At 72.1% G+C, this 21,687-nt stretch carries 19 protein-coding genes; 2 read left to right on the top strand and 17 right to left on the bottom strand.

The annotated features are described in order from the left end of the window. Nucleotides 1-27: 27 nt before the first annotated feature. Together PSQ21_RS25130 and PSQ21_RS25125 are read right to left on the bottom strand one after the other, a co-directional pair. Nucleotides 28-1,494: a sensor histidine kinase gene (locus PSQ21_RS25130; RefSeq protein WP_274035927.1), complete on the bottom strand. Its 1,467-nt coding sequence runs from the start codon at nt 1,492-1,494 to the stop codon at nt 28-30. Nucleotides 1,495-1,872: 378 nt separating this feature from the next. After that, a complete protein-coding gene (locus PSQ21_RS25125; RefSeq protein ID WP_097866073.1) occupies nt 1,873-2,955 on the bottom strand; it encodes an SIS domain-containing protein in 1,083 nt (360 codons plus the stop codon). A 221-nt stretch (nt 2,956-3,176) separates the two neighbouring features. Between PSQ21_RS25125 and nagB the strand changes: the two genes are divergently transcribed. Next, a complete protein-coding gene (gene nagB, locus PSQ21_RS25120; protein WP_274033189.1) occupies nt 3,177-3,962 on the top strand; it encodes a glucosamine-6-phosphate deaminase in 786 nt (261 codons plus the stop codon). A 131-nt stretch (nt 3,963-4,093) separates the two neighbouring features. On the opposite strand, the gene PSQ21_RS25115 is transcribed toward nagB, so the two are convergent. From PSQ21_RS25115 to PSQ21_RS25100, 4 genes are all read right to left on the bottom strand, one after another. Next, a complete protein-coding gene (locus PSQ21_RS25115) occupies nt 4,094-5,623 on the bottom strand; it encodes a glycoside hydrolase family 3 protein (protein WP_274033187.1) in 1,530 nt (509 codons plus the stop codon). 9 nt (nt 5,624-5,632) lie between these two features. After that, a complete protein-coding gene (locus PSQ21_RS25110) occupies nt 5,633-6,496 on the bottom strand; it encodes a carbohydrate ABC transporter permease (RefSeq protein WP_274033186.1) in 864 nt (287 codons plus the stop codon). After that, entirely contained in the window at nt 6,493-7,500 is a 1,008-nt protein-coding gene (locus PSQ21_RS25105) for a carbohydrate ABC transporter permease (RefSeq protein WP_274033185.1), read from the bottom strand. Before PSQ21_RS25105 ends, PSQ21_RS25110 begins: the two co-directional genes overlap by 4 nt. Nucleotides 7,501-7,615: 115 nt before the next feature. Next, the gene (locus PSQ21_RS25100; RefSeq protein WP_274033183.1) at nt 7,616-8,914 is read right to left on the bottom strand and encodes a sugar ABC transporter substrate-binding protein; all 1,299 of its coding nucleotides are present in this window, start codon (nt 8,912-8,914) and stop codon (nt 7,616-7,618) included. Between the two features lie 279 nt (nt 8,915-9,193). Between PSQ21_RS25100 and PSQ21_RS25095 the strand changes: the two genes are divergently transcribed. Continuing rightward, entirely contained in the window at nt 9,194-9,958 is a 765-nt protein-coding gene (locus PSQ21_RS25095; RefSeq protein ID WP_097866079.1) for a GntR family transcriptional regulator, read from the top strand. Nucleotides 9,959-10,049: 91 nt separating this feature from the next. Here PSQ21_RS25095 and PSQ21_RS25090 read toward each other — a convergent pair whose 3' ends face one another. The 11 genes from PSQ21_RS25090 to PSQ21_RS25040 form a co-directional block, all read right to left on the bottom strand. Next, nucleotides 10,050-11,060 carry an aldo/keto reductase gene (locus PSQ21_RS25090; RefSeq protein WP_274033182.1) on the bottom strand — a complete coding sequence of 337 codons (1,011 nt, stop codon included), beginning with the start codon at nt 11,058-11,060 and terminating at the stop codon, nt 10,050-10,052. Next, a complete protein-coding gene (locus tag PSQ21_RS25085; RefSeq protein ID WP_274033181.1) occupies nt 11,017-12,168 on the bottom strand; it encodes an endonuclease/exonuclease/phosphatase family protein in 1,152 nt (383 codons plus the stop codon). Before PSQ21_RS25085 ends, PSQ21_RS25090 begins: the two co-directional genes overlap by 44 nt. Continuing rightward, a complete protein-coding gene (locus PSQ21_RS25080; RefSeq protein WP_274033179.1) occupies nt 12,165-13,322 on the bottom strand; it encodes a glycosyltransferase family 4 protein in 1,158 nt (385 codons plus the stop codon). Before PSQ21_RS25080 ends, PSQ21_RS25085 begins: the two co-directional genes overlap by 4 nt. After that, entirely contained in the window at nt 13,319-14,467 is a 1,149-nt protein-coding gene (locus PSQ21_RS25075) for an endonuclease/exonuclease/phosphatase family protein (RefSeq protein ID WP_274033177.1), read from the bottom strand. The genes PSQ21_RS25080 and PSQ21_RS25075 overlap by 4 nt, the downstream gene beginning before the upstream one ends. Continuing rightward, complete coding sequence (locus PSQ21_RS25070; RefSeq protein WP_274033176.1) at nt 14,464-15,495, bottom strand: glycosyltransferase family 2 protein; 1,032 nt, start codon at nt 15,493-15,495, stop codon at nt 14,464-14,466. Before PSQ21_RS25070 ends, PSQ21_RS25075 begins: the two co-directional genes overlap by 4 nt. Nucleotides 15,496-15,523: 28 nt before the next feature. Next, complete coding sequence (locus tag PSQ21_RS25065; protein ID WP_274033174.1) at nt 15,524-16,609, bottom strand: UbiA prenyltransferase family protein; 1,086 nt, start codon at nt 16,607-16,609, stop codon at nt 15,524-15,526. Nucleotides 16,610-16,626: 17 nt separating this feature from the next. Further along, nucleotides 16,627-17,673, bottom strand: coding sequence for an NAD-dependent epimerase/dehydratase family protein (locus tag PSQ21_RS25060; protein ID WP_274033172.1), 1,047 nt, complete (start codon nt 17,671-17,673; stop codon nt 16,627-16,629). Further along, complete coding sequence (locus tag PSQ21_RS25055) at nt 17,661-19,109, bottom strand: aspartate aminotransferase family protein (RefSeq protein WP_274033171.1); 1,449 nt, start codon at nt 19,107-19,109, stop codon at nt 17,661-17,663. The genes PSQ21_RS25060 and PSQ21_RS25055 overlap by 13 nt, the downstream gene beginning before the upstream one ends. Further along, nucleotides 19,106-20,092: a lysylphosphatidylglycerol synthase domain-containing protein gene (locus PSQ21_RS25050; RefSeq protein WP_274033169.1), complete on the bottom strand. Its 987-nt coding sequence runs from the start codon at nt 20,090-20,092 to the stop codon at nt 19,106-19,108. Before PSQ21_RS25050 ends, PSQ21_RS25055 begins: the two co-directional genes overlap by 4 nt. Nucleotides 20,093-20,247: 155 nt before the next feature. Then, a complete protein-coding gene (locus PSQ21_RS25045) occupies nt 20,248-21,249 on the bottom strand; it encodes a glycosyltransferase family 2 protein (RefSeq protein ID WP_274035925.1) in 1,002 nt (333 codons plus the stop codon). Further along, nucleotides 21,246-21,629 carry a hypothetical protein gene (locus PSQ21_RS25040; protein ID WP_274033167.1) on the bottom strand — a complete coding sequence of 128 codons (384 nt, stop codon included), beginning with the start codon at nt 21,627-21,629 and terminating at the stop codon, nt 21,246-21,248. Before PSQ21_RS25040 ends, PSQ21_RS25045 begins: the two co-directional genes overlap by 4 nt. Nucleotides 21,630-21,687 lie beyond the last annotated feature (58 nt).

The raw sequence follows: 21,687 nt of genomic DNA, 5'->3' as shown, positions 1-21,687 counted from the left end.
CCCGCTCTGCTGTGTGCTCGCGCTGTTCTACTTCTCGCCGCTGACCGGGAGGTCCAGCACCACCTGGGTGCCGCGTTCGGGCGCCGGGACCATGCCGAACGTCCCGCCCAACTCGCCCTCGACCAGCGTCCGTACGATCTGGAGCCCGAGGTTGCCGGCCCGCTTCGGGTCGAACCCCTCGGGCAGCCCGCGCCCGTCGTCGGTGACGGTGATCAGCAGCCGCCGCCCGGTGGGCGGTCCGCCCCGCACGGCGGACACCTCCACCGTCCCGTGGTCGGCCACGGCGAAGGCGTGCTCCAGGGCGTTCTGCAGAACCTCGGTCAGCACCATGGAGAGGGGGGTGGCGACCTCGGCGTCGAGGATGCCGAAGCGTCCGGTGCGCCGACAGGTCACCTTGCCCGGGGAGATCTCCGAGACCATCGCGATGACCCGGTCGGCGATCTCGTCGAACTCGACCCGCTCGTCCAGATTCTGGGACAGCGTCTCATGGACGATGGCGATCGAACCGACGCGCCGTACCGCCTCGTTGAGCGCCTCGCGGCCCTGCTCGGAGTCCATCCGGCGGGCCTGGAGGCGCAACAGGGCCGCCACTGTCTGGAGGTTGTTCTTCACCCGGTGGTGGATCTCCCGGATGGTCGCGTCCTTGGTGATCAACTCGCGTTCGCGGCGGCGCAGTTCGGTGACGTCCCGGAGCAGGACCAGCGAGCCGATGCGGACGCCCTTGGGCTTGAGCGGGATGGCCCGCAGCTGGATCACCCCGCCCGCGCACTCGACCTCGAACTCGCGGGGCGCGTAACCGCTGGCCACCTTGACCAGAGCCTCGTCCACCGGCCCCCGGGACGGGGCCAGTTCGGCGGTGGTGGTGCCGAGGTGGTGGCCGACCAGGTCGGAGGCGAGGCCGAGGCGGTGGTAGGCGGAGAGGCCGTTGGGGCTGGCGTACTGGACGATTCCGTCGGCGTCGAGGCGGATCAGGCCGTCACCCACGCGCGGGGAGGCGTCCATGTCGACCTGCTGGCCGGGGAAGGGGAACGACCCGGCGGCGATCATCTGCGCCAGGTCGGAGGCGGACTGGAGGTAGGTGAGCTCCAGCCGGGAGGGGGTGCGCACGGTGAGCAGGTTGGTGTTGCGCGCGATGACGCCGAGCACCCGGCCCTCACGGCGTACGGGGATGGACTCGACCCGTACGGGCACCTCCTCGCGCCACTCCGGATCGCCCTCGCGCACGATCCGGCCCTCGTCCAGGGCCGCGTCCAGCAGCGGGCGGCGGCCACGCGGCACCAGGTGGCCGACCATGTCGTCCTGGTAGGAGGTGGGCCCGGTGTTGGGGCGCATCTGGGCGACGGAGACGTACCGCGTGCCGTCGCGGGTGGGGACCCACAGCACGAGGTCGGCGAAGGAGAGGTCGGAGAGCAGTTGCCACTCCGAGACCAGCAGATGGAGCCACTCGAGGTCGGTGTCGCTCAGAGCGGTGTGCTGGCGGACGAGGTCGTTCATGGAGGGCACGGGTGGAGCGTACCTGGGGTTACCGGAGGCGTTCGAACCGATCGGCGTGGTGGGCCGTGCCATGGGTACGACGACGGGCGGGCGCGGACCCCGCCCGAGAACGCGGACCCGCCCGAGAATGTCGTGCACATGGATGGACACGGGCAATTGGTCTAGTCCACAATATTCATCACGACCTCCGCTCTCCCCGCACAGGAGAGCGGACCGAGGCTCCGGCACTCTCTGCCCTGACTGCGCCGGTGCCTCCAGTGGCCGGAGGCACCGCACACCGCCGGCCAGGTAGCTCCGGGCTGCGGTGCCGGATGGGCTGAGGGTCCCATCCCGGCGCCGCGGCCCGCGGGTGTTCCCGGGGCCGTCCGGCCCCGGGACTCAGCGGGTCTCGGTGACCTTGGCCAGGGCGCGGGGCGCGTCCGGGTCCTGACCCCGGGCGATCGTCACCTCGTACGCCAGCAGCTGCAGCGGCAGGATCTCCAGGATCGGCTGCAACTCCTCCGGGACGCCCGCCGTGGGCAGCGAGAAACCGGCCGAGGCCGCCTCCACCTGGGCTTTGGGGCCGACCACGAAGAGGTCCGCGCCGCGTCCGCGCAGCCGGTCCAGCACCGGCTGGAGGGCCTCGCCGCCCCGGCCGTCGGTGACCACGGCGATCACCGGGGAGATGTTGTCGACCATCGCCAGCGGCCCGTGCAGCAGATCCGCGCCGGAGTAGGAGAGGGCGGGGATGTAGCTGGTCTCCATCAGCTTCAGGGCCGCTTCCTTGGCCGTCGGATAGCCGTAGCCGCGGGACGTGATCACCATGCGCTCGGCGAAGCGGTAGCGCGAGGCCAGCGCCTTGACCTCGGCCCGGCGGCCGAGGATCGCGCCCGCGAGGTCGGGCAGGCCCGCGGCGGCCGTCGTGCCGTCGTTGCCGCCCAGCCCCTCCACGAAGAGGTAGAGGGAGAGGAGGGAGGCGGTGTACGTCTTGGTGGCGGGAAGCGCCTTCTCCGGGCCCGCCAGGATGTCGATGTGGTACTCGGAGACCGCCGCCAGCGCGGAGTCCGGGTTGTTGGTGACGGCGAGGGTGACGGCCCCGGCCTCCCGGGCGGCCCGCGTGGAGGCCACCAGGTCCGGCGAGCCGCCCGACTGGCTGACGGTGACCACCAGGACGTCCCGCAGGTCCGGCCGGGCGCCGTAGGCCGTCGTGGTGGACATCGAGGCCAGTCCGCAGGGCAGTCCGAGCCGGATCTCCAGCAGGTACTTGGCGTACAGCGCCGCGTTGTCCGACGTACCCCGGGCGGTGAGCAGCACGAACCGGGGCTTCCGGGCGGCGATCTCGGCGGCGACCTCACGGATGCGGGGCGCGCCCTGTTCGAGGATGCGGCGCAGCATCGCGGGCTGCTCGGCCATCTCGCCGGACATGATGCGGCCGGGCTCGTCGCCCTGACCGCCCGGGTCGGCCGGAGGGGTGGCGGACATGTGGGGGCCTCCTGCGCTGTCGGCGTACGGGACGGCGCGTGCGGGTACGACGATCCGCGCCGTTGCGGACCAGTCGACCAGGCAATGCCGTGCGCCGCCAGCGGGCCGGGGCGTGCGCGCCGGTGGGCGGACCGTTCACCGTACGGCTGCTCGATTCTGCTAAATTGGGAACTTGATTGGTCTATACCACACCCTCCCCTAGTCAGATCGGCAGGCACAGCGTGGAAGTTGTCATCGTCCCGGACGCCACGGCAGGCGGCGAACTGATCGCGGAGGCCATCGCCGCGCTGATCGGCCGCAAGCCCGACGCCCTGCTCGGCGTTGCCACCGGCTCGACCCCGCTGCCCATCTACCGCGCGCTCGCGGCGAAGGTCGCCTCCGGTGCGGTCGACGCGTCGCGCGCCCGGATCTGCCAGCTCGACGAGTACGTCGGGCTGCCCGCGGGCCACCCGGAGTCGTACCGCTCCGTGGTGCTGCGCGAGGTCATCGAGCCGCTCGGGCTCTCCGAGGCGTCCTTCATGGGCCCCGACGGGTCGGCGGAGGACGTCCAGGCGGCCTGCGAGGCGTACGACCGGGCGCTGGCCGAGGCCGGCGGGGTCGACCTCCAGCTCCTGGGCATCGGCACGGACGGGCACATCGGCTTCAACGAGCCGTGCTCCTCGCTCGCCTCCCGTACCCGGATCAAGACGCTGACGCAGCAGACCCGGATCGACAACGCGCGCTTCTTCGACGACGACATCGAGCAGGTGCCGCACCACGTGATCACGCAGGGCATCGGGACGATCCTGGACTCCCGCCACCCGATCCTGCTGGCCACCGGTGAGGGCAAGGCGGAGGCCGTCGCGCAGACGGTGGAGGGGCCCGTCGCCTCGATCGTGCCGGCCTCGGCGCTCCAGCTGCATCCGCACGCCACGGTGGTCGTGGACGAGGCGGCGGCGTCGAAGCTGAAGCTGGCGGACTACTTCCGGGCCACATATGCGGCGAAGCCGGGGTGGCAGGGGCTGTAGGGCCCGCCCCCTCGCACGGCTGAGGGCCGGGACGCCTTGCGGTGTCCCGGCCCTTCGCCGTGCGTGTTCGTTGCCGCCCGTCCGGCGTGAGGTCTTGTCCTCGATCGCCGGACGGGCTCGGCAGGAGTGCGTCAGGCCTTCGTGCCCGTGATCGCTTCCGCCGCCGCCAGGCCGCAGACGCGGGCCGCGCCGTGGGTCGCTATGTGCAGCGAGCCCCGCGGGTCCGACTGGGGCAGGCCCATCTCGACCACGATCGTGTCCGGGCGGGCCGCCAGCAGCGCGTCGAGCGCGGCGCCCATCCAGGCGTGCCGGTGCTCGTCGCGGACGACGGCGACGATGCGCCGCTCCCCCGCCGCCGCCAGGATCGCGTCCGCCGGGGCGGCCGCCTGGTCGGTGTAGGTGTCCGTGCCGGTGCCGGGCAGGATCCTGTCCAGCTCGGCGGCGATGCCCCACGGGGTCTCGTCGCCGACCGCGATGTTCGCCACCGCGCTGAACGAGGCGACGTACGCCGCCCCGGTCAGCCGGTCGCCGGAGCCGGTCACGCGGACCGCGCGGCGGGCGGCGGTCAGACCGATGTCGGAGCTGACTCCGGTGCCGGGCGCGGTCCCCTCCTGCACTGCCGCGCCCGACTCCCGGATGTCCCCCCGGACCCTCTGCGTCCAGGACGCCAGGGCTCGTACACGGGCGGCCGCGTCGGCGAGCCGCTCCTCGGTCAGTTCCCCGGCGCGCACGGCCGCGACGAGGGCGTCGCGCAGCCGCAGCACCGTCTCCTCGTCGGCCAGGCCGCCGCCCACACAGATGGCGTCGGCGCCCGCCGCGAGGGCGAGGACGGACCCGCGCTCGATGCCGTACGTACCGGCGATGGCGTCCATCTCCACCGCGTCGGTGACGATCAGGCCGTCGTAGCCCAGCTCCTGGCGCAGCAGACCGGTGAGGATCTGCGGGCTCAGGGTCGCCGGACGGTCCGGGTCGAGTGCGGGAAGCAGGATATGCGCGCTCATCACCGATTTGGAACCCGCGGCGATGGCCGCCCGGAAGGGCACCAGCTCACGGGCGTGCAGGGTGTCGAGGTCCACATCGATGCGGGGCATCGCCAGGTGGGAGTCGACCGCGGTGTCGCCGTGCCCGGGGAAGTGCTTGGTGCAGGCGGCGACGCCGGCGGCCTGGAGCCCCTCGATGTACGCGGCGGTGTGCCGGGCGGCCAGGCGGGTGTCGGCGCCGAAGGAGCGCACACCGATGACCGGGTTGCCCGGGTTGGAGTTGACGTCGGCGGACGGCGCCCAGTTGAGGTTGACGCCGCACTCGGCGAGCCGGCGGCCGAGCTCCTGGGCGACGGCCCGGGTGAGGTGGACGTCGTCCACCGTACCGAGGGCGAAGTTGCCGGGGAAGGAGGAGCCGTGCGTGACCTCCAGGCGGGTCACGTCGCCGCCCTCCTCGTCGATGGCGACGAGGACGTCCTCCCGCTCGGAGCGCAGCCGCTCGGTGAGGGCGGTGAGCTGTTCGGGCGAGGTGATGTTGCGGCCGAACAGCCCGACGGAGGCCAGGCCCTCACCGACTCGGCGCAGCAGCCAGTCCGGTGCGGTGGTGCCGGTGAACCCGGGCTGGAGCACGGCGAGCGCGTCGCGCGTCACGGTGTCCGTGGTGGAAACGAGGGTGGTCATGGGCCCGCACTATCCCTTCACAGCGCCGGAAGTGAGGCCTGCGGCCATCTTCTTCTGGATGATCATGAAGAACACGACGACGGGGATGGCGATCATGGTCGACGCCGCCATGAGGGCTCCGTAGTCCGTTCCGCGCTCGGTCGTGAACGTCATCAGCCATACGTTCAGCGTGTACTTGGAGTTGTCGTTGATCAGGATGTACGCGAAGAGGTACTCGTTCCACGCGTTCACCAGGGCGAAGATCGAAGCGGCGGCGAGCCCGGGGGCGAGCAGCGGGAAGATCACCCGGCGGAAGGCCTGGAAGCGGGTGCAGCCGTCCACCATCGCGGACTCCTCCAGCTCCACCGGGATGTTCACGACGAAGCCGCGGATCATGATGGTGGCGAAGGGCAGCGTGGAGACCAGGTAGACGACGATCAGGCCCCAGTACTCGTCGATCCCGCCCATGGCGTTGAGCTGGGCGTAGATGGGGATGAGCATCGCCGTCGGCGGCAGCATCTGGACCAGGATCATGATCAGGACCAGGGCCTTGCGGCCGAAGAACCGGAACCGGCCGATGGCCAGCGCCGCCAGGGTCGCGATGATCATGCCGCCGACCACCGCGGTGACCGCGACGATCAGGCTGGACTGGATGGCGGTGACGAAGTTCGGCTGCTCGGTGGCCCGGACGAAGTTGTCGAAGGTGATCGACGTGGGCCAGAGCGTCTGGTCGTAGCTGCGGATCTCCCGGTTGGGCCGCAGGGCGCTGATGACCAGCCAGTAGACCGGGAAGACCATGACCAGGGCGATGCCGAGGCCGATGAGGTCGAGGTGGAGCCGGCTCTTCTTGCGGTCGGGCCGCAGCGCCTGTGTCATCTGGGTCGAGCTGCTCATTCGACCTCTCCCGTCTTCATGAGCTGGCGCAGGTAGTACACGGCCACGCCGGACAGCAGCAGCACCGTGATCAGGGCGATCGCGGTGCCCTGGCTGAAGGAGGTGGACTCGAACGCCTTGGAGTAGGAGTAGAGGCCGAGGGTCTCGTACTCCGGCTCGGGCTTGTTGCCACGCAGCAGCCAGATCTGGCCGAAGACGTTGAAGTCCCAGATCACCGAGAGAGTGGCGACCATGGTGAAGACCGGCTTGATGACCGGCCAGGTGACGAACTTGTAGATGCCGTAGGCGCTGGCCCCGTCGAGGGCGGCGGCCTCCTCCAGCTCCTTGGGGACCTGGGTGAGGGCGGCGTACAGGGTGACGACGACGAACGGGATGGCGCCCCAGACGACCAGCAGGGTGATGATGCCGAAGCCCTGGATGGGGTTGAGGTACCAGTTGTGTCCGAGCCAGTCCTCGCCGACGACCTTGGCGATCAGGGTGTTGATCAGGCCGTAGTCGGAGTCGGCCATGAACCGGAAGATCGAGGCGGCGACCATCAGCGGCATCGACCACGCGGCGATGAGGCAGGCGGTGAGCACCAGCCGGACCCAGGTGGAGAGCTTGCGCATCAGGAGGGCGACCAGCAGCCCGATCCCCATGGTCAGCGTGACGCAGATGACCATGAAGACGACGGTACGGAAGGTGACCCACCAGAACTCGGAGTCTCCGAGGATGTTGGTGAACTGCTCGAAGCCGACCCAGGGGGCCGGCTCTCCGGACCACAGCTCACGGCGGCCCATGTCCTGGAAGGACATGACGACCGTCTTGCCGAGCGGGTAGAGGTAGACGGCGGCGATCGCCACGATCGCCGGGAGGATCAGGAGGTAGGGGAGCAGCTCCCCCTTCTTCCGCTTCCTCTTCTGTACCCGGGGCGCGTCGTCGTGGGAGGACGACTTCCCGGTCACCTGCGGGTCGGGTGGTACGGGGACCGGCGGCCCGGCGGCCTTGGTATCAGCGGCAGACACGTGGCTGACCTTCCATCGCGGGTCCGGGGCGGACCCCGGAATTCACGGCGTTCACTTGCGGGAAAGGAACGGGGGCCCGGCGCTGGCGCCGGGCCCCCGCCTGGCGATCGGAAGGTCAGGATTCCTTGTTGATCAGCGCGTTGATCTTCTCGTCGGCCTTCTTGGTGGCGTCGGCGACGGAGGCGCCCTTGACGATCTCCAGGAGCATGTTCTGGAGGATCTCCTCCTTCTCCACGGAGGCCCAGCCCGGCGCGATCGGCGTGAACCAGGCGTCCGGCACCGCGTTGGCGACAGCGGCGGTCTCCGGCTTGCTCTTCAGCGGCTCAAGCTGCTTCTCGTTGCTGGGGAGGACGTTCTTCGACGCGAGGACCTCCATGGACTTCGCGTTGGTGAAGAGGGAGATCCACTCCTCACCGAGGTCCTGGACCTTGGACTTGGAGATCGTGGCGAGGTCGGAGCCGCCGATGAAGGACGGGAGGGCCTTGCCCTCGGGGCCGGGCATACCGGCCGTGGCGATCTTGCCCTCGAGCTTCGGGTTGCCGTTCTCGCCCGTGGTGACGCTGCCGGCCTCCCAGGCCTGGCCGTAGATGACCGCGGCCTTCTCGTTGGCCATGACGTTGGCGTGGTCCTGCTCGTCCTTCGTCACGTCGGCCTTGTTGTACTTCTTGACCAGGTCGACGAAGTGCTGGATGCCCTTCTGGGCCTCCGGGGTGGACAGAGCGGCCTTCCACTCCTTGCTGCCCTCGTCGTACGTGGCTATCTGGCCACCGTAGGCGGCGACGTAGGACATCGCGGCGTACCAGTAGCGGCCCGGGAAGTAGAGGGAGGAGGCGCGCTTGTCCTTCTTGCCCAGCTCGGCGGAGACCTTGTCCATCGCGGCGAGGAACTCGGTCTCGGTCTGCGGGAGGACGTCGCTGCCGGTGCCGGCCTTCAGCATGTCCTTGTTGTACACGGCCAGACGGGCGCTGGCGTAGTAAGGAACGCAGTACGTCTTGCCCTCGAAGGTGCACGTGTCCTTCAGACCCTTGATCCAGGTGTCCGAGTTCTCGTACTTCTTGGGGTCGATTTCTCCGAGCGCACCATTGAGGATGTACTGCATGGTCTCGGTATTGCCGAGTTCCACGACGTCCGGGAATTTGTCGCCACCGAGGGAGGTGTCCAGCTTCTTGACCTTGTCGGCCCACTGCTGGTACTGAACCTTGACCTTGACGCCCGGGTACTTCTTGTTGAACTCGGCGTTGACGTCCTTGACCAGCTCCGGCCAGGTGGACTGGGCCTCGCCCATGAGCCAGACGGTCAGGGTTTCCTTACGGTCCTTCGGGTCCGCCGACGACTTCTTGTCGTCCGATCCGCACGCCGCGACCGAAACCAACATGCCCGCGACACCGATAGCCGCGATGAGCTTGCGCTTCACGTCAAACCCTCCTCAGGGATGCTGCAACCCCACCCACCGCGAAGACATTCGACGAGTTCTGCTGGGGCTGGACCTGGTCTTTAATGGTTTAGACCAGTACCGGGAGCTTGGCCTAGACCTTTAGGGGTGTCAAGGGTGTATAAGAAGTGCACTCGCGTCCGTTATAGGACCGACACCTAAGGGAGGGCGACGACCCGTGACCGGACCGTGCCACCATGTGAGCCGCGACAGACGGAGGAGCCGGTGACGGCAGCAACGCAGCAGTCGGGAAGGCGGGCCATGGGCGCCGACGGGGGCAGTACGGGGAGCGAGACGGGTGCCGGTACGCGCACAGCGCGCGTACCGAAGTACTACCGGCTCAAGCGGCATCTCCTCGACATGACGGACACCCTGCCGCCCGGCACCCCGGTGCCGCCCGAACGCACCCTGGCGGCCGAATTCGACACCTCGCGCACCACCGTGCGCCAGGCGCTCCAGGAACTGGTCGTCGAGGGCCGGCTGGAACGCATCCAGGGCAAGGGCACCTTCGTGGCCAAGCCGAAGGTGTCCCAGGCCCTCCAGCTCACCTCGTACACCGAGGACATGCGTGCCCAGGGGCTGGAGCCGACGTCCCAGCTGCTGGACATCGGCTATGTGACGGCGGACGACACGCTCGCCGGTCTGCTGGAGATCTCGACGGGCGGCCGGGTGCTGCGCATCGAGCGGCTGCGGCTCGCCAGCGGGGAGCCGATGGCCATCGAGACCACACACCTTTCGGCCAAACGCTTCCCGGCGCTGCGCCGTTCGCTGGTGAAGTACACCTCGCTCTACACCGCGCTCGCCGAGGTGTACGACGTCCGCCTCGCCGAGGCGGAGGAGACCATCGAGACCTCGCTCGCCACCCCGCGCGAGGCGGGGCTGCTGGGCACCGACGTGGGGCTGCCGATGCTCATGCTGTCCCGCCATTCGGTGGACGGCCAGGGCGAACCGGTGGAGTGGGTGCGATCGGTGTACCGGGGCGACCGGTACAAGTTCGTGGCCCGCCTGAAGCGGCCGACGGACTGATCACCACCACGGCACGGCGCGGTACGCACAGGGCGGTGGCCCGGGGACGAACTCCCCGGGCCACCGCCCGTTTTCGGCCACGCGGGGCGCGTCAGCGCAGTTCGGGGTCGGTCTCGATGACGCTGTACGGGTACGGGAGCGTCCGGTCGCTCGCCGCGGTCAGCAGGGCGGCGTCGGCCGGGTCGAGGTCCAGGTCCGCCGCGCCCAGGTTGGTCTCCAGCTGCTCCAGGGTGCGGGCGCCCACGATGGGGGCGGTGACCCCGGGCCGGCCGAGCAGCCAGGCGAGGGCCAGCACCGGCACCGCGAGGCCCGTGCGTCCGGCGGTCTCGTGCAGGGCGTCCAGCACCCGCCAGGTGCGCTCGTCCCCCTCGTACGCGCTCCACGACTCGCCCCAGCCGAGCCGCTCGGCGGTCTCCACCCGGGTGCCCGTCGGCGGCCGCTCCGCACCGCGCCGGATCGCGCCGCTCAGCCAGCCGCCGCGCAGCGGGCTCCACGGGATGACGCCCAGGCCCTCGTTGCGGCTGACCTCCATCAGCTCCCACTCGGCGGACCGGTCCAGCAGGTTGTAGAGCGGCTGGAGGGCCGTGAAGGGCTCCCAGCCGTGTCCCCGGCTCAGGTCGATCGCCTTCTGGAGCTGCCAGCCGGAGAAGTTGCTGGCCCCGATGTAGCGCACCTTCCCGGAGGTGACCAGCGCGTCCAGGGTGGCGAGGGTCTCCTCCAGCGGGGTGCCCGGGTCCCAGGCGTGCACCTGGTAGAGGTCGATGTGGTCGGTGCCCAGCCGGCGCAGACTCGACTCGACCCCGGCGATCAGGTGATTGCGGCCCAGGCCGCGGTCGTTGGGGCCCTCCCCCGTGCCGTACCGCACCTTGGTGGCGATCACCACGTCGTCGCGGCGCTGTCTCTTCAGCCAGCGGCCGAGGATCTCCTCGGAGGCTCCGGCGGAGTAGATGTCGGCGGTGTCCACGAAGGTGCCGCCCGCCTCGGTGAAGCGGTCCAGCAGGGCGTGGCTGGTGGTCTCGTCGGCCTCGCGGCCGAACGTCATGGCGCCGAGGCAGAGTTCACTGACCCGCAGGCCGGTCTTTCCCAGGTAGCGGTAACGCATGGTGAGTTCCTTCGTCGTGGTGATGGACGCGGAGGCCGGCCGGCGGCCGGTGGTCCGGTTCGGCGAGCGACACGGACACCTCCTGGACGCTGTGGTCGGACAGTCCGCGCGGATCGCGGAAGCGGTAGCGGTGGACCCGGGCGCCCGGGGTGGTGAGCACCCAGTCCAGCCGCCACCAGCGCAGGCCCGGACGGACCTGCCACGAGGTGGGGCAGAGGCGTCCGGAGAGGGCGACCGCGTCGGAGCCCAGCCGGGCGATGCGGCGGGCGTCCCCGATCGCGGCGGTGGTGTTGAAGTCCCCGGCGATCAGGGCCGGATGGGGGCAGCCCGCGACGTCCCCGGCCAGGCCCCGGTACTCCCGTGCCCGGTCGGCGGCCCGGGTGCGGACCGCGCGGTAGAAGTCTGCGCGCAACGGGCTGATCAGTCGGAGCTGTACCGGGATGTGGACGTTGAAGGTGGCGAGAATCCGACCGTCGCCCGGCATCTCCAGATCCACCCGCAGGGTCCGGCGGGCGGCCGTCTCGACGGTCGCGGCGACCGGCAGCCGGGACAGCGTGATCAGACCGCGGGCGATGACGGCCCGGTGGCCGGGGAAGGTCTCGCGCAGCCGCCGCTCGTCGTCGATCAGGCGGTACGTGCCGTCGAACTCGTCGTGGTGGTACTCCTGGAGGAGGTAGACATCGGCGTCGAGCCCGCGCAGAAAGGCGTAGAAGGGCTCCGGTTCGGTGGACTGGCACCAGTGCTGGGTGTTCCAGGACACCACGCGCACCGCCCCCTCCGGCGGCGGTGGCGGGCGGCGCCCGCGCCGTACGAGCGCGCCGGGCACGAGGCCGGACTGCCGGGCCCCGAGCAGCAGGGCCGCGCCCGCCACGACGGCGGCCGGGAGGTCCCCCGCCGCCCAGGAGAGCGGCAGGAGCAGGGCGGGCAGGGCGACGAACACGGGCGGCGGGAGCAGCGAGGGCAGCAGCCAGAACCACCAGCGGCCGTTGAGGACGAGGTGCGCGGCCAGGAAGACCGCCCAGGCCCCGGCGGCCCAGAGCACCCATCCGCCGCCCGGCCAGGCGGCGTTGGCCCCGCCGTCCGCCGCCAGGGCTCCGGCCGTTCTCACGCGGGAGCTCCCTGTACGGCCCCGGCCTCCTGGAACAGCGCGTCGTAGGCGTCCAGGCAGCTGTCCGTCCCGTACCGGGCGCGGGCCTCCCGGCCTCCCTCTGCGCGGCGTTCCGGGGCGTAGGCGGCCACCTCCAGGAGGGCCCCGGCCAGGGCGCGGGCGTCGCCGGGCGGGAAGAGACGGCCGAAACCGGTCTCCGAGACCGGCACGCGCATGCCCGGCGCGTCGCTCGCGACGGAGGGGACGCCGAGCATCATCGCCTCGGCCTGGGAGATGCCGAAGGACTCCTCGGCGACGGACGGCAGGGCGAAGGCGTCCAGCGAGGCGTAGAAGGCGGCCACCCGGTCGTCGGCGAGGAAGCCGGTGAACCGGATACGGGTGTCGTCGCCGGCCCGGGCGCGCAGGGCGCCGACGACGCTGCCGCCCGCGACCTTGGAGTAGTCGCCGGCGATCAGCAGCCGGGCCTCGGGGTCGGGGATCGTCCGGAACGCGTCGACGAGGTGGTGCAGCCCCTTCTCGGGGGCGATCCGGCCGAGGAAGCCGAAGTGCGGGCCCGCCGTCTCGCGGAAGGCGGCCGGGGCGGGCTCGCGTTCACGGCAGGGCGGGGCGATGGCCAGCAGCCGGCGTCCGCGCATCAGGGGCCAGTGGCGCGAATGCTCCGCGTGGTCCACGTTGTTGACGACCACCGCGGCCGAGCGGCGCAGCGCCCCGGCCACCGAGGCGTCGACGGCCTTCACCTGGAGCGGGGCGAGCGCGCCCCCGGCGAGCCAGACGTCGTCGTGGTGCGTGGCGACCACCGGGGTGTCCCCGGCGAGGCGGGCGACGAGCCCCGCCTCCAGCATCGGCAGATGGAGGTTGACGGCCCGTGAGGCACGGGCGATCCGCCCGGCGAGAGGGGCGAACCCGGGACTGAGCACCCCGCGTCCGATCCTGGCGGCGACCGGGGCGCGGAACACCTCGACCCCGTTCACGGTCTCCCGTGCGGGACGGTCCGGATCGTGCCGGCAGGCGACGACGGCCACGCGGCGGCCCCGCGCGGCCAGCCCCTCGGCGACCGTGCGGGCCACTTCGGTGAGGCCGCTGGTGTACGGGAGGTAGTAGGTGAGCACGATCGTCGCGTCGAAGCGGGGCGAGCGCGCGGAGCGCCGGGTCATGACCGGTCCTTCTCGGTGGCCGGGGCGGGCGCCCCGGGGGCGGGCAGGGAGAGGCGGAGATCGATCAGCCGGTGGGTGGAGAGCGCGGCGGGCGGGTCCTGGACGGACTGCCGGTGCAGGTCGATCCGGGGCGAGACGAACGCCCAGTCGAGCCGCCAGAGCGCCGGGCCGCTCACCGGGAAGGTCGCCGGGTAGACCTCGTCCCCCGCGTCGGCGGCGTCCCGCAGCCCGTCGAACCACCGCAGGTCCCCGGTGCCGGGCAGCACGTTGAGGTCCCCGGCGAGGACCACCGGGTGGCCGTTGGCGTCGAGGTCCTCGCGCAGCGCCTCGAAGTGGCGGTCGCGGCGCTCGGAGAGTTGTCGTACGGAGCGGTGGTAGGCGGGGGTCAGCGGGTTGCGGTCGACGTTCAGCAGATCGGGCAGGTGGGTGTTGTAGAGGGACAGGGTCTCGCCGTCGACGTCGATGTCGGTGCGCAGGACACGGACGTTCCAGTAGTCGGCCCAGGAGGTGTCGGGCGGGGCGAGCCCGTCGGGGCGCAGGGCCCGCGCCGAGGTGATCGGGAAGCGGGACAGCGTGAGGAACTCGCCCTCGGTGGCGATGTGGAAGCCGGGGAACTCCTTGCGGATCCTGGCCAGGTCGTCGATCGGCGCGGGTTCGTCGCCCCGGGCGTTCTGGTACTCCTGGAGGAGGTAGACGTCGGCGGAGCGGGACTTCAGGTAGGCGTAGAAGGCGTCGGTGTCGCTGTCCTGGTCCCAGAAGAAGGTGTTCCAGCTGACCACCTTCAGCGCTCCGGCGGGCACGGTGGGCTGCCCGCGCAGGAGGGCCCCGGGGTGCAGCCCGGTCTGCCAGGAGCCGAGCAGCAGCGAGAGCAGGACGACGCCCACCGCCGCCCGCCTGCCGTGCCGGATCAGGGCGGCCGGGATCAGCAGGGCGAGCGGGAACAGCAGATGGAGGACGGGCGGGGCGAGGCCGAGGCCGTTCCACGCCCACCACCGGCCGCTGAGGAGGGCGCGGGCGGCGACGAACAGGGCCCACAGGACGGCGACGGTGAGCAGCAGCCGGCCGGGCCAGCGGCGGGACGGCCCTTCCCGCTCGGCCGGCGTGGCCGGGTCCGCCACGGCGCCCGCCGCGAGGGTCCCGGTCATGTGGCGGCCCGCACCGGCGCGAGGTGCTCCCCCGGCTCGTACAGCCGGCGGAAGCGGCGGGAGGTCAGCCACTGGAGGACGCCGACGCCCGCGCCCGCCGCGATGACCGCGTTGACCACGGTGTGCGTGAAGGCGAAGTAGGCGGCGAACAGGGGGCCCCGGCGGCGCAGGACGAAGCGGTGGAGGGCGGTGTCGGCGAGCAGGGTGAACGCCAGCAGGCCGGCGGGGGCGAGCAGCCAGGGCAGGGCGATCAGGCCGAGCGGCAGGGTCAGCAGGGCGAGCAGGGCCGCGACGCTGGCCCCGGCGCGCGGCCCGGTGGCGATGCCGCCGGGGAGGTCGCCGCGGCGGACGTACAGCGGGATGTGCAGCCGGGTGCGGTGGAAGACCTTGCGCAGCACCACGCGCCAGGTGTCGTCGTGGTCGTGCCGGCCGCGCACGGTGGTGGAGCTGTGGACCTCGTAGCTCCGGCAGATCCGGGCGGCGTAGTCGCCGTCCTCGGTGTGCCGCAGCCGGGGGTTGAAGGGGCCGATCTCGGCGAAGACCCGGGCGGGCATGGCGCAGATCGCGGTGTGCAGGGTGCCGATGCGGCCCTCGGTCTCGGCGAGCCAGTAGAACTGGTGGAGGCAGCGGTACTCCTCGATCAGGCTGTCCCGGATGAGGGGTTCGGCGTCGTAGGTGCCGCAGACCGCGCCGATGCGGGGGTCGGAGTCGAGCAGGGCGACGGCGCCTGCGACGGCGTCCGGTTCCATCGCCACGTCGGAGTCGACGAACACGATGATCTCGCCCCGGGCATGGGCCGCGCCGGTGTTGCGGGTGGTGGCCACTCCGCTGTTGACGCCGGTGCTGATCACCCGGACGCCGCAGGCCTCGGCGACGGCGACCGAGTCGTCGGTGGAGCAGTCGTCGATCAGCAGCACCTCCAGCGGTTCGTAGGTCTGGGCGAGCGCGGCGCGCAGGCAGAGCTCCAGTGCGCGGCCGTAGTTGTAGTTGGGGATGACGACGGAGACGAGGGGTTGCTTCCGGTTCATGGGGCGGCGCCTTCGGGCGGTCGGTGGGTCATGCGGACGCTTGCGGGAGGAGGAGGGCGAGGGCGACGAGCACCGCCCACAGCGCCGCGTTGACGAGCGTGGCGCGGTCCCGGAAGAGGACGTGGACGGGGTTGCCGCCGCCCTCCTCGACGAGGAGGAGCTGGAGGTAGCGGGCGAGGCCGAAGACGGCGCAGGGGGCGGAGAGCAGGGTGACGAGGGAGGCCCCGGCGGCGAGGGCCGCGTCGTCGCGCAGGTAGAGCACGTAACTGACGGCCGTCAGCACGGCGACCAGGACGACGAGATGGTCGAGGAAGGCGAGCGTGTAGCCGCGCAGGGCGGGGCGGTGGGCGCGGCCCGCCGCCGTCATCTCGTGCCGGCGTTTGCCGAGCGCCAGCATCAGGCAGAACGAGAAGACGCACAGCGCCAGCCACTCGGACATCCGGGCGCCGATGAGCAGCGACCCCTGGACGAGCCGCAGCACGAAGCCGGTCGCCACGATGAACGCGTCCACCAGCGGTATGTGTTTGAGCCCCTGGGAGTAGGCGAGGCTCAGCGCCAGGTAGAGGGCGGTGGGCCACCACAGCCAGGCGGGCCCGGCCACCGCCCAGCCGGTCAGCGACAGGGCGAGGACGCAGGTCAGCGCCCCGGCGGCGGCGGTGGACACCCGGCCGGAGGCGATCGGGCGGTGGCGTTTGTCCGGGTGCAGCCGGTCCCGCTCCCGGTCGGCGAGGTCGTTGACGACGTAGACGAGCGCGGAGGCGAGGGTGAAGCCGAGGACGGCCCAGCCGGTGCGCAGGAAGGCCTCGGTCCCCCAGGAGGTGTCGAGCAGGGCCAGCGGGACGACGGCCAGGTTCTTCACCCACTGGCCGGGGCGCAGGAGGGCGAGGAGGTCGCGGGGGCGGTTGCGGCGGCGACGCCCCCGTACGTCGGTGGCGGTCGCGGCCACGGTCACGCCGACGCTCGCGCTCGCGGACGCGGTGGCAGTCGCGGTCGGATGAGGCTGAAGCGGCTCTACGGCGGTGGGTTCGGGCGGCGCGGTGAGGTCGGCGGGTTCGGGTTCGGGCGGGACTGCCACCACGCGCACGGGCGCGGGTGAGGACCGGGTGATGTCCACGGCAGGGCTCCAGGGGATCAGAAGAAGACCTTGGCCAGGCCGAGCGCCCCTTGGCGCCACGGGTCCCGGCTGGTCCGGCCGGCTCCGGGAGCGGGTGTGCCGGCCCCCCGCTGGGTCCGCCACCACGCGTACGTGCCGAGGATGGCGTCCTGGTTGGAGAGCGCGGGACGGAAGCCGAGCCGTTCGGTGGCCCGGCCGATGTCCACGTAACTGTCGTCGAGGAGCTTGAAGAGCAGCCGCCCGTAGACCGGGGAGAGCTTGGTGCGCTCCAGCAGGCGCAGGACCGCGAGTGCCGGTGCTGCCGGCAGCGGGACCACGCGTTTGCCGTGTCCGGCCGCGTCCAGCACGGCCTGGAAGTCCTCGCGCAGGGTGCCGAACTCGGCGGCCCCCAGGTTGTAGACGTCGTTGGCGGTCTCGGGCGGCGCTTCGAGGGCGAGCACCACGGCGTCGACGAGGTCGGCCATGCCGAACATCTGGATGCGGACGTCGCCCCGGCCGAGGACCGGGAAGTTGCGGCGCTCCTCGGCCCATTCGAAGAGCATCGAGAACAGGCCCATGCGTCCCGGCCCGAGGAAGGTCTTGGGGCGCAGCACCGGCAGGCACATCCCGCGCGCCCGGAACTCCTCGCAGACCTCCTCGGCCTCCGCCTTCGCCCTGCTGTACGGGTCGACGGGTTCACGGGGGTGCTCCTCCGGGGTGGGGACCCGCTTGGGCAGTCCGTAGACGGCGGTGGAGGAGATGTGCACGACCCGGTCGACCCGGGCGCGGTGCGCGGCGGTCAGGACGGTGCGGGTGCCGTCGACGGTGATGGAGCGGATCTGGTCGACGGGGTAGCTGGGCAGGGCGGCGGCGCAGTGCACCAGCGCGTGGGCCCCGTCGAAGGCGCGGGCGAGCGCCGCCGCGTCGCGGATGTCGGCGACGACGTGCCGGGCGCCGGCGGCCGGGTGGGGTTCGTCGCGCAGGTCGACGCCGACGACGTCGTGGCCGTCGGCGGCGAGCCGGGTCACGAGGTGGGAGCCGAGCATGCCGGCGGCTCCGGTCACGGCGATGGTCAGGCCGCCCATCGGGACACCGCCTTGTCCTTGAGGAAGGCGGTGAGGAGCCGGTTCATGCCCTTGGCCAGGGTCTTCTCGAAGGCGTCGAGGAAGATCTCCACCTCGTCGGCTCCGGCGACCAGACAGGGTGCGGCCACCAGGGGGCTGCGGCCGTTGAGCGTGTAGTACATGTACACGTCGTGGTCGTGGTACATCGCGTTGACGACCGCGCAGGTGATGACCTTGGTGCGCAGCAGCGGGTCGCGGGCCAGTCCGCCGGGGGCGATCTTCGCGGCGAGGTCCAGGAGGCGGGGGCCGCCGTCGAGGAAGATCCCGTACAGCGCCCCGGCTCCCCGGACGTCCGCGATGATGTCGGGGTACTGCTTGCGCAGCCGCTCCAGGCCCGGGGCGAGGACGCGTTCGATGGCGCGGGCACGGGCCGGATAGTCGTCCTCGACCGCGATGTTCACGGCCTCCAGCGCGGTGGCGGTCTCCTCGCCGAAGCCGTAGTAGGTGGTGCTGGTGGACTGGAGCATGGCGTCGCCGAGGCTGTCGTAGGCCTTGCGGAAGACGGGTTCGCGGGCGACGAAGGCGGAGATCGAGGACTTGCCGCCGCCGAAGGACTTCGAGGTGGTCACCACGTCCGGGACGAGCCCGGGGTAGCGCATGAAGTGGAAGAGGCTGCCGGTCTTGCCCCAGCCGGTGTAGATCTCGTCGAAGATCAGCACGATCTTCTCCTCGGTGCACAACTCCCGCAGGCCGCGCAGGAACTCCTCGGAGCACTCCGTCATCGTGGAGGCGGAGAAGGGCTCGATGAGGATCGCGTAGACGTCGCAGCGGCCCTTGGCGTCCCGGGCCCCGGCGACCGCTTCCCGTACGGAGCCGAGGTCGCCGTAGCGGAAGGCGGAGACGCCGGGGATGCCGGGGAAGGCGAACGCGTTCTGGGCGCTGCCGGTGAGGCTGCCGGAGCCCAGCAGCTTGCCGTGGAAGCTGATGTCGGCGTGCAGGATCCGCTGCCGGCGGCCGCCGTGGTACTTGTACGCGAGTTTCACCGCGCCCTCGACGGCCTCGGCCCCCGAGTTGGGGAAGAACGAGAGGTTCAGGTCGCCGGGGAGGAGCTGGGCGAGGTTGTGGCCGAGGGCGGCGATGTAGGGCGAGAAGTAGGTCTTGTGGACCTCCATCCGGCGCTGTTCCTGGAAGCGGCGGCGGGCGGCGAGGATCCGCGGGTGGTTGTGGCCGTGGTTGAGGACGCCGACGCCGCCGGTGAAGTCGAGGACGCGGCGGCCGTCGCGGGTGTAAATCCAGGATCCCTCGGCGTGGTCGACGAGTTCCCGGCCGAAGCCGAAGGAGGTCATCAGGGAGACCTGGCTCTTGTTGACGTGGGCCCGGTACAGCTCGTGCACCTGGCTCGTCGACAGTTGTTCGCAGTCGTCCACGGTGAGCAGGGGGGTTGCGGCGGAGGTCATGCGGCTCCTTCCTGGAGCGCGGGTCGGGGGGTGGGCAGGGGGCCGGCGGCGCGGGCCCAGGCGAGTGCGGCGCCGGTGGCGGCCACCTCGCTGAGCACGCAGACCAGCCGGCTGGCGATGACGGCCGCGGTGGCGGCGGACAGCGGCATGACCGCGCCGAGGGGCGCGAGGAGGACGAGTTCACGGGCGCCCCAGCCGTCGGGCAGGACAAAGGCGAGGCTTCCGGCGACGGTGGCCAGGGCGAAGCCGCCGACGCAGACCGGCAGGGAGAGCAGCGGCGGGGCGCCGAGGAGGACGACGATCGCCCACAGGTGGAGTCCGGAGACGGCCCAGGAGGCGCAGGCCCAGCCGATGGAGAGCCGCAGGGCCCGGGGCGAGCCCTCGGCGGCTCCGTCCGGGCGGCGGGCCAGCCGCATCGTCCACGCGACGAGGCGGCCCACCCAGCCGGGCCGGGCCACGGCGGCGGCGGCGAGCAGGACGAGCGGGGCGAAGACCCAGGCGCCCGTGCCGAACACGGCCGGTGCGACGAGGAGTCCGGCGGCGGCCCCGGTGGTCATCCCGATGACGAGGCCGAGGCCGAAGGCGGCGATCATCCGCTCGGGGGCGATGCCGACGGCCTTGCCGAGCTGGATGTGGGCGAGGACGCCCCAGATGCGGCCGGGGACGAATTTGCTGATGACGCCGATGAAGAAGATCCGGGCGGTGTCGCTGGTACGGGCCGTGGAGCCGCCGTCCACGACGAGGACGCGCCACGACAGCATCGACAGGACGAGCCCGGCCGCGTTGGCGAGGAGGGCGGCGATGAGCAGGAGCACTCCCCCGGGCCGCGCGGCGGCCTCGGCCATCTCCGTACCGGCGCCGCGCAGCGATCCGCCCACGGCGTAGGCGGTCGCCGCGATGAGCACGAGGGCGGCGGCCGTGCGCAGCAGCCGGGCGCGGCGGGAGGGACGGGCGGCGGCCCCGGGCGCCTCGGGCCCGGGCACCCCCGCTCCGGCCTCAGGGCCCACCGCGGCCTCCGCCGCGGGCCCGGCCCCGGGCGCCTCGGGCCCGGCCCCGGGCACCCTCGGCCCCGTTCCTGACCCTGCCTCGGGCGCCCCCGCCCCGGCGGCGGTCCCGCGCCCCTGGCCCACCCCGGCGCTCACGGGGCGGCCACCGGGGCGGGCCGGTCGCGGCGGCCCCGGACGGAGGGGCCGAAGCGGGGGTCGACCAGCCAGCGCACCCCGCCGACCACCGCGCCGAGGACGAGCGCCAGGTGCACCGCGAAGTGCAGCGCGGTGAAGCGGAGCAGGAAGGGCCACCCCTTGCGGCGGACCACGAAGCGCGACAGCCCGGGGTCCGCCAGCGCGAAGGCCACGGCGCAGACCAGCGGTACGGCGAGCAGCCAGGGGGTGAGCAGGGCGAGCGGGAGGGTGAGCGGGACCAGACCGGCGGCCAGGACGCCGCCGGTGCGGTTGGCGCGCAGCCCACCGCCGCGCCGGCGCTCGACGGCGGCGACGGGGACGAGCAGCTGGGAGCGGCGGTACTGCTCGGCGAGCATCGGCAGCAGCCGGTCCACGTCGTCGTGACGGCCGGTCACCCGCTCGCTGAGACGGATGCGGTGGGTGGCGGCGAGGCGGTCGCTGTACTCGACGTCCTCGGAGTCGCGGAGGTTCTCGTCGAAGGGCCCGGTCGCCTCGAACACGCTGCGCTCGATCGCGGCCAGCGCGAAGAAGGCGGTGCCGACGACTCCGGCACTGCGGTGTCGCCAGAAGTGGGCGTGCAGGCAGTGGTAGACCTCCACCGGGCCGTCGTCGAAGAGCGGTTCGGGGTCCAGGACGCCGTGGACGCAGCCGGTCCCCGGGTCGTCCATGAGCAGGTCGACGGCGTTCTCGATCGCGTCGGGGGCCAGCGCGATGTCGGAGTCGAGGAAGAACAGCACCTGCCCGGCGGAGGCGGCGACGCCGAGGTTGCGGGCGGCGGAGACCCCCGCGTTGTCGGGGCGGGCGACGAGCACACAGGGGAACTCGCGGGCGATGTCGCGCGAGCGGTCGGTGCTGGCGTCGTCCACGACGACCACGTCCCGAGGGCGCAGGGTCTGGGCGTAGACGGATTCCAGGCAGGCCCGCAGGGTCTTCTCGTAGTTGTGGTTGGGGATGATCACTGACACGGAGGGGCGCTCCCGTGGCATGGCGGGTCCGGTCCTTTCGGTTCGGGGAGTCGGTGCGGGTCCGGGCCTCCCAGGGCCGCGGGCCGCCAGCCGAGGGAGGCCGGGCGCGCGGCGCTCAGGAGGGCCAGGAGGAAGCCCAGCGCGGCCAGTTCGGCGTGCACGGAGTCGGGGCTCTCCATGTAGAGCGCGGCGCGGACCGAGCCGTCCGGGCTCTCGGAGACGTACACATGGACCGGGCCCCCGGGGTGCGGTCCGGCACCGCGGACGCACGCGCCGACGCGGTGGGCGCGCAGCCGCCCGGCCAGGTCCCGTGCCGTCCACCGCCCGGGGTGCGGGGGTTCGGTGCGCACCAGGAGCGCGGTCACCAGGAACACGGAGGCGTCCCTCTCCCGGGGTCACCCCCAGGAGAAGCCCTCCCGGCCCGTGGCGGCG

It is taken from the genome of Streptomyces sp. MMBL 11-1 (assembly GCF_028622875.1).
Taxonomy (GTDB): domain Bacteria; phylum Actinomycetota; class Actinomycetes; order Streptomycetales; family Streptomycetaceae; genus Streptomyces.
The sequence above is the reverse complement of the archived record's forward strand: the minus strand, read 5'-3'. Positions and strand labels throughout refer to the sequence as shown.

What these genes read in the sequence shown, in the direction of transcription:
- PSQ21_RS25060 (WP_274033172.1), bottom strand. Translation starts at nt 17,673, where the DNA reads ATGGGCGGCCTGACCATCGCCGTGACCGGAGCCGCCGGCATGCTCGGC.
- PSQ21_RS25130 (WP_274035927.1), bottom strand. Translation starts at nt 1,494, where the DNA reads ATGAACGACCTCGTCCGCCAGCACACCGCTCTGAGCGACACCGACCTC.
- PSQ21_RS25075 (WP_274033177.1), bottom strand. Translation starts at nt 14,467, where the DNA reads ATGACCGGGACCCTCGCGGCGGGCGCCGTGGCGGACCCGGCCACGCCG.
- PSQ21_RS25095 (WP_097866079.1), top strand. Translation starts at nt 9,194, where the DNA reads ATGGGCGCCGACGGGGGCAGTACGGGGAGCGAGACGGGTGCCGGTACG.
- PSQ21_RS25070 (WP_274033176.1), bottom strand. Translation starts at nt 15,495, where the DNA reads ATGAACCGGAAGCAACCCCTCGTCTCCGTCGTCATCCCCAACTACAAC.
- PSQ21_RS25055 (WP_274033171.1), bottom strand. Translation starts at nt 19,109, where the DNA reads ATGACCTCCGCCGCAACCCCCCTGCTCACCGTGGACGACTGCGAACAA.
- PSQ21_RS25090 (WP_274033182.1), bottom strand. Translation starts at nt 11,060, where the DNA reads ATGCGTTACCGCTACCTGGGAAAGACCGGCCTGCGGGTCAGTGAACTC.
- PSQ21_RS25125 (WP_097866073.1), bottom strand. Translation starts at nt 2,955, where the DNA reads ATGTCCGCCACCCCTCCGGCCGACCCGGGCGGTCAGGGCGACGAGCCC.
- PSQ21_RS25110 (WP_274033186.1), bottom strand. Translation starts at nt 6,496, where the DNA reads ATGAGCAGCTCGACCCAGATGACACAGGCGCTGCGGCCCGACCGCAAG.
- PSQ21_RS25080 (WP_274033179.1), bottom strand. Translation starts at nt 13,322, where the DNA reads ATGACCCGGCGCTCCGCGCGCTCGCCCCGCTTCGACGCGACGATCGTG.
- PSQ21_RS25115 (WP_274033187.1), bottom strand. Translation starts at nt 5,623, where the DNA reads ATGACCACCCTCGTTTCCACCACGGACACCGTGACGCGCGACGCGCTC.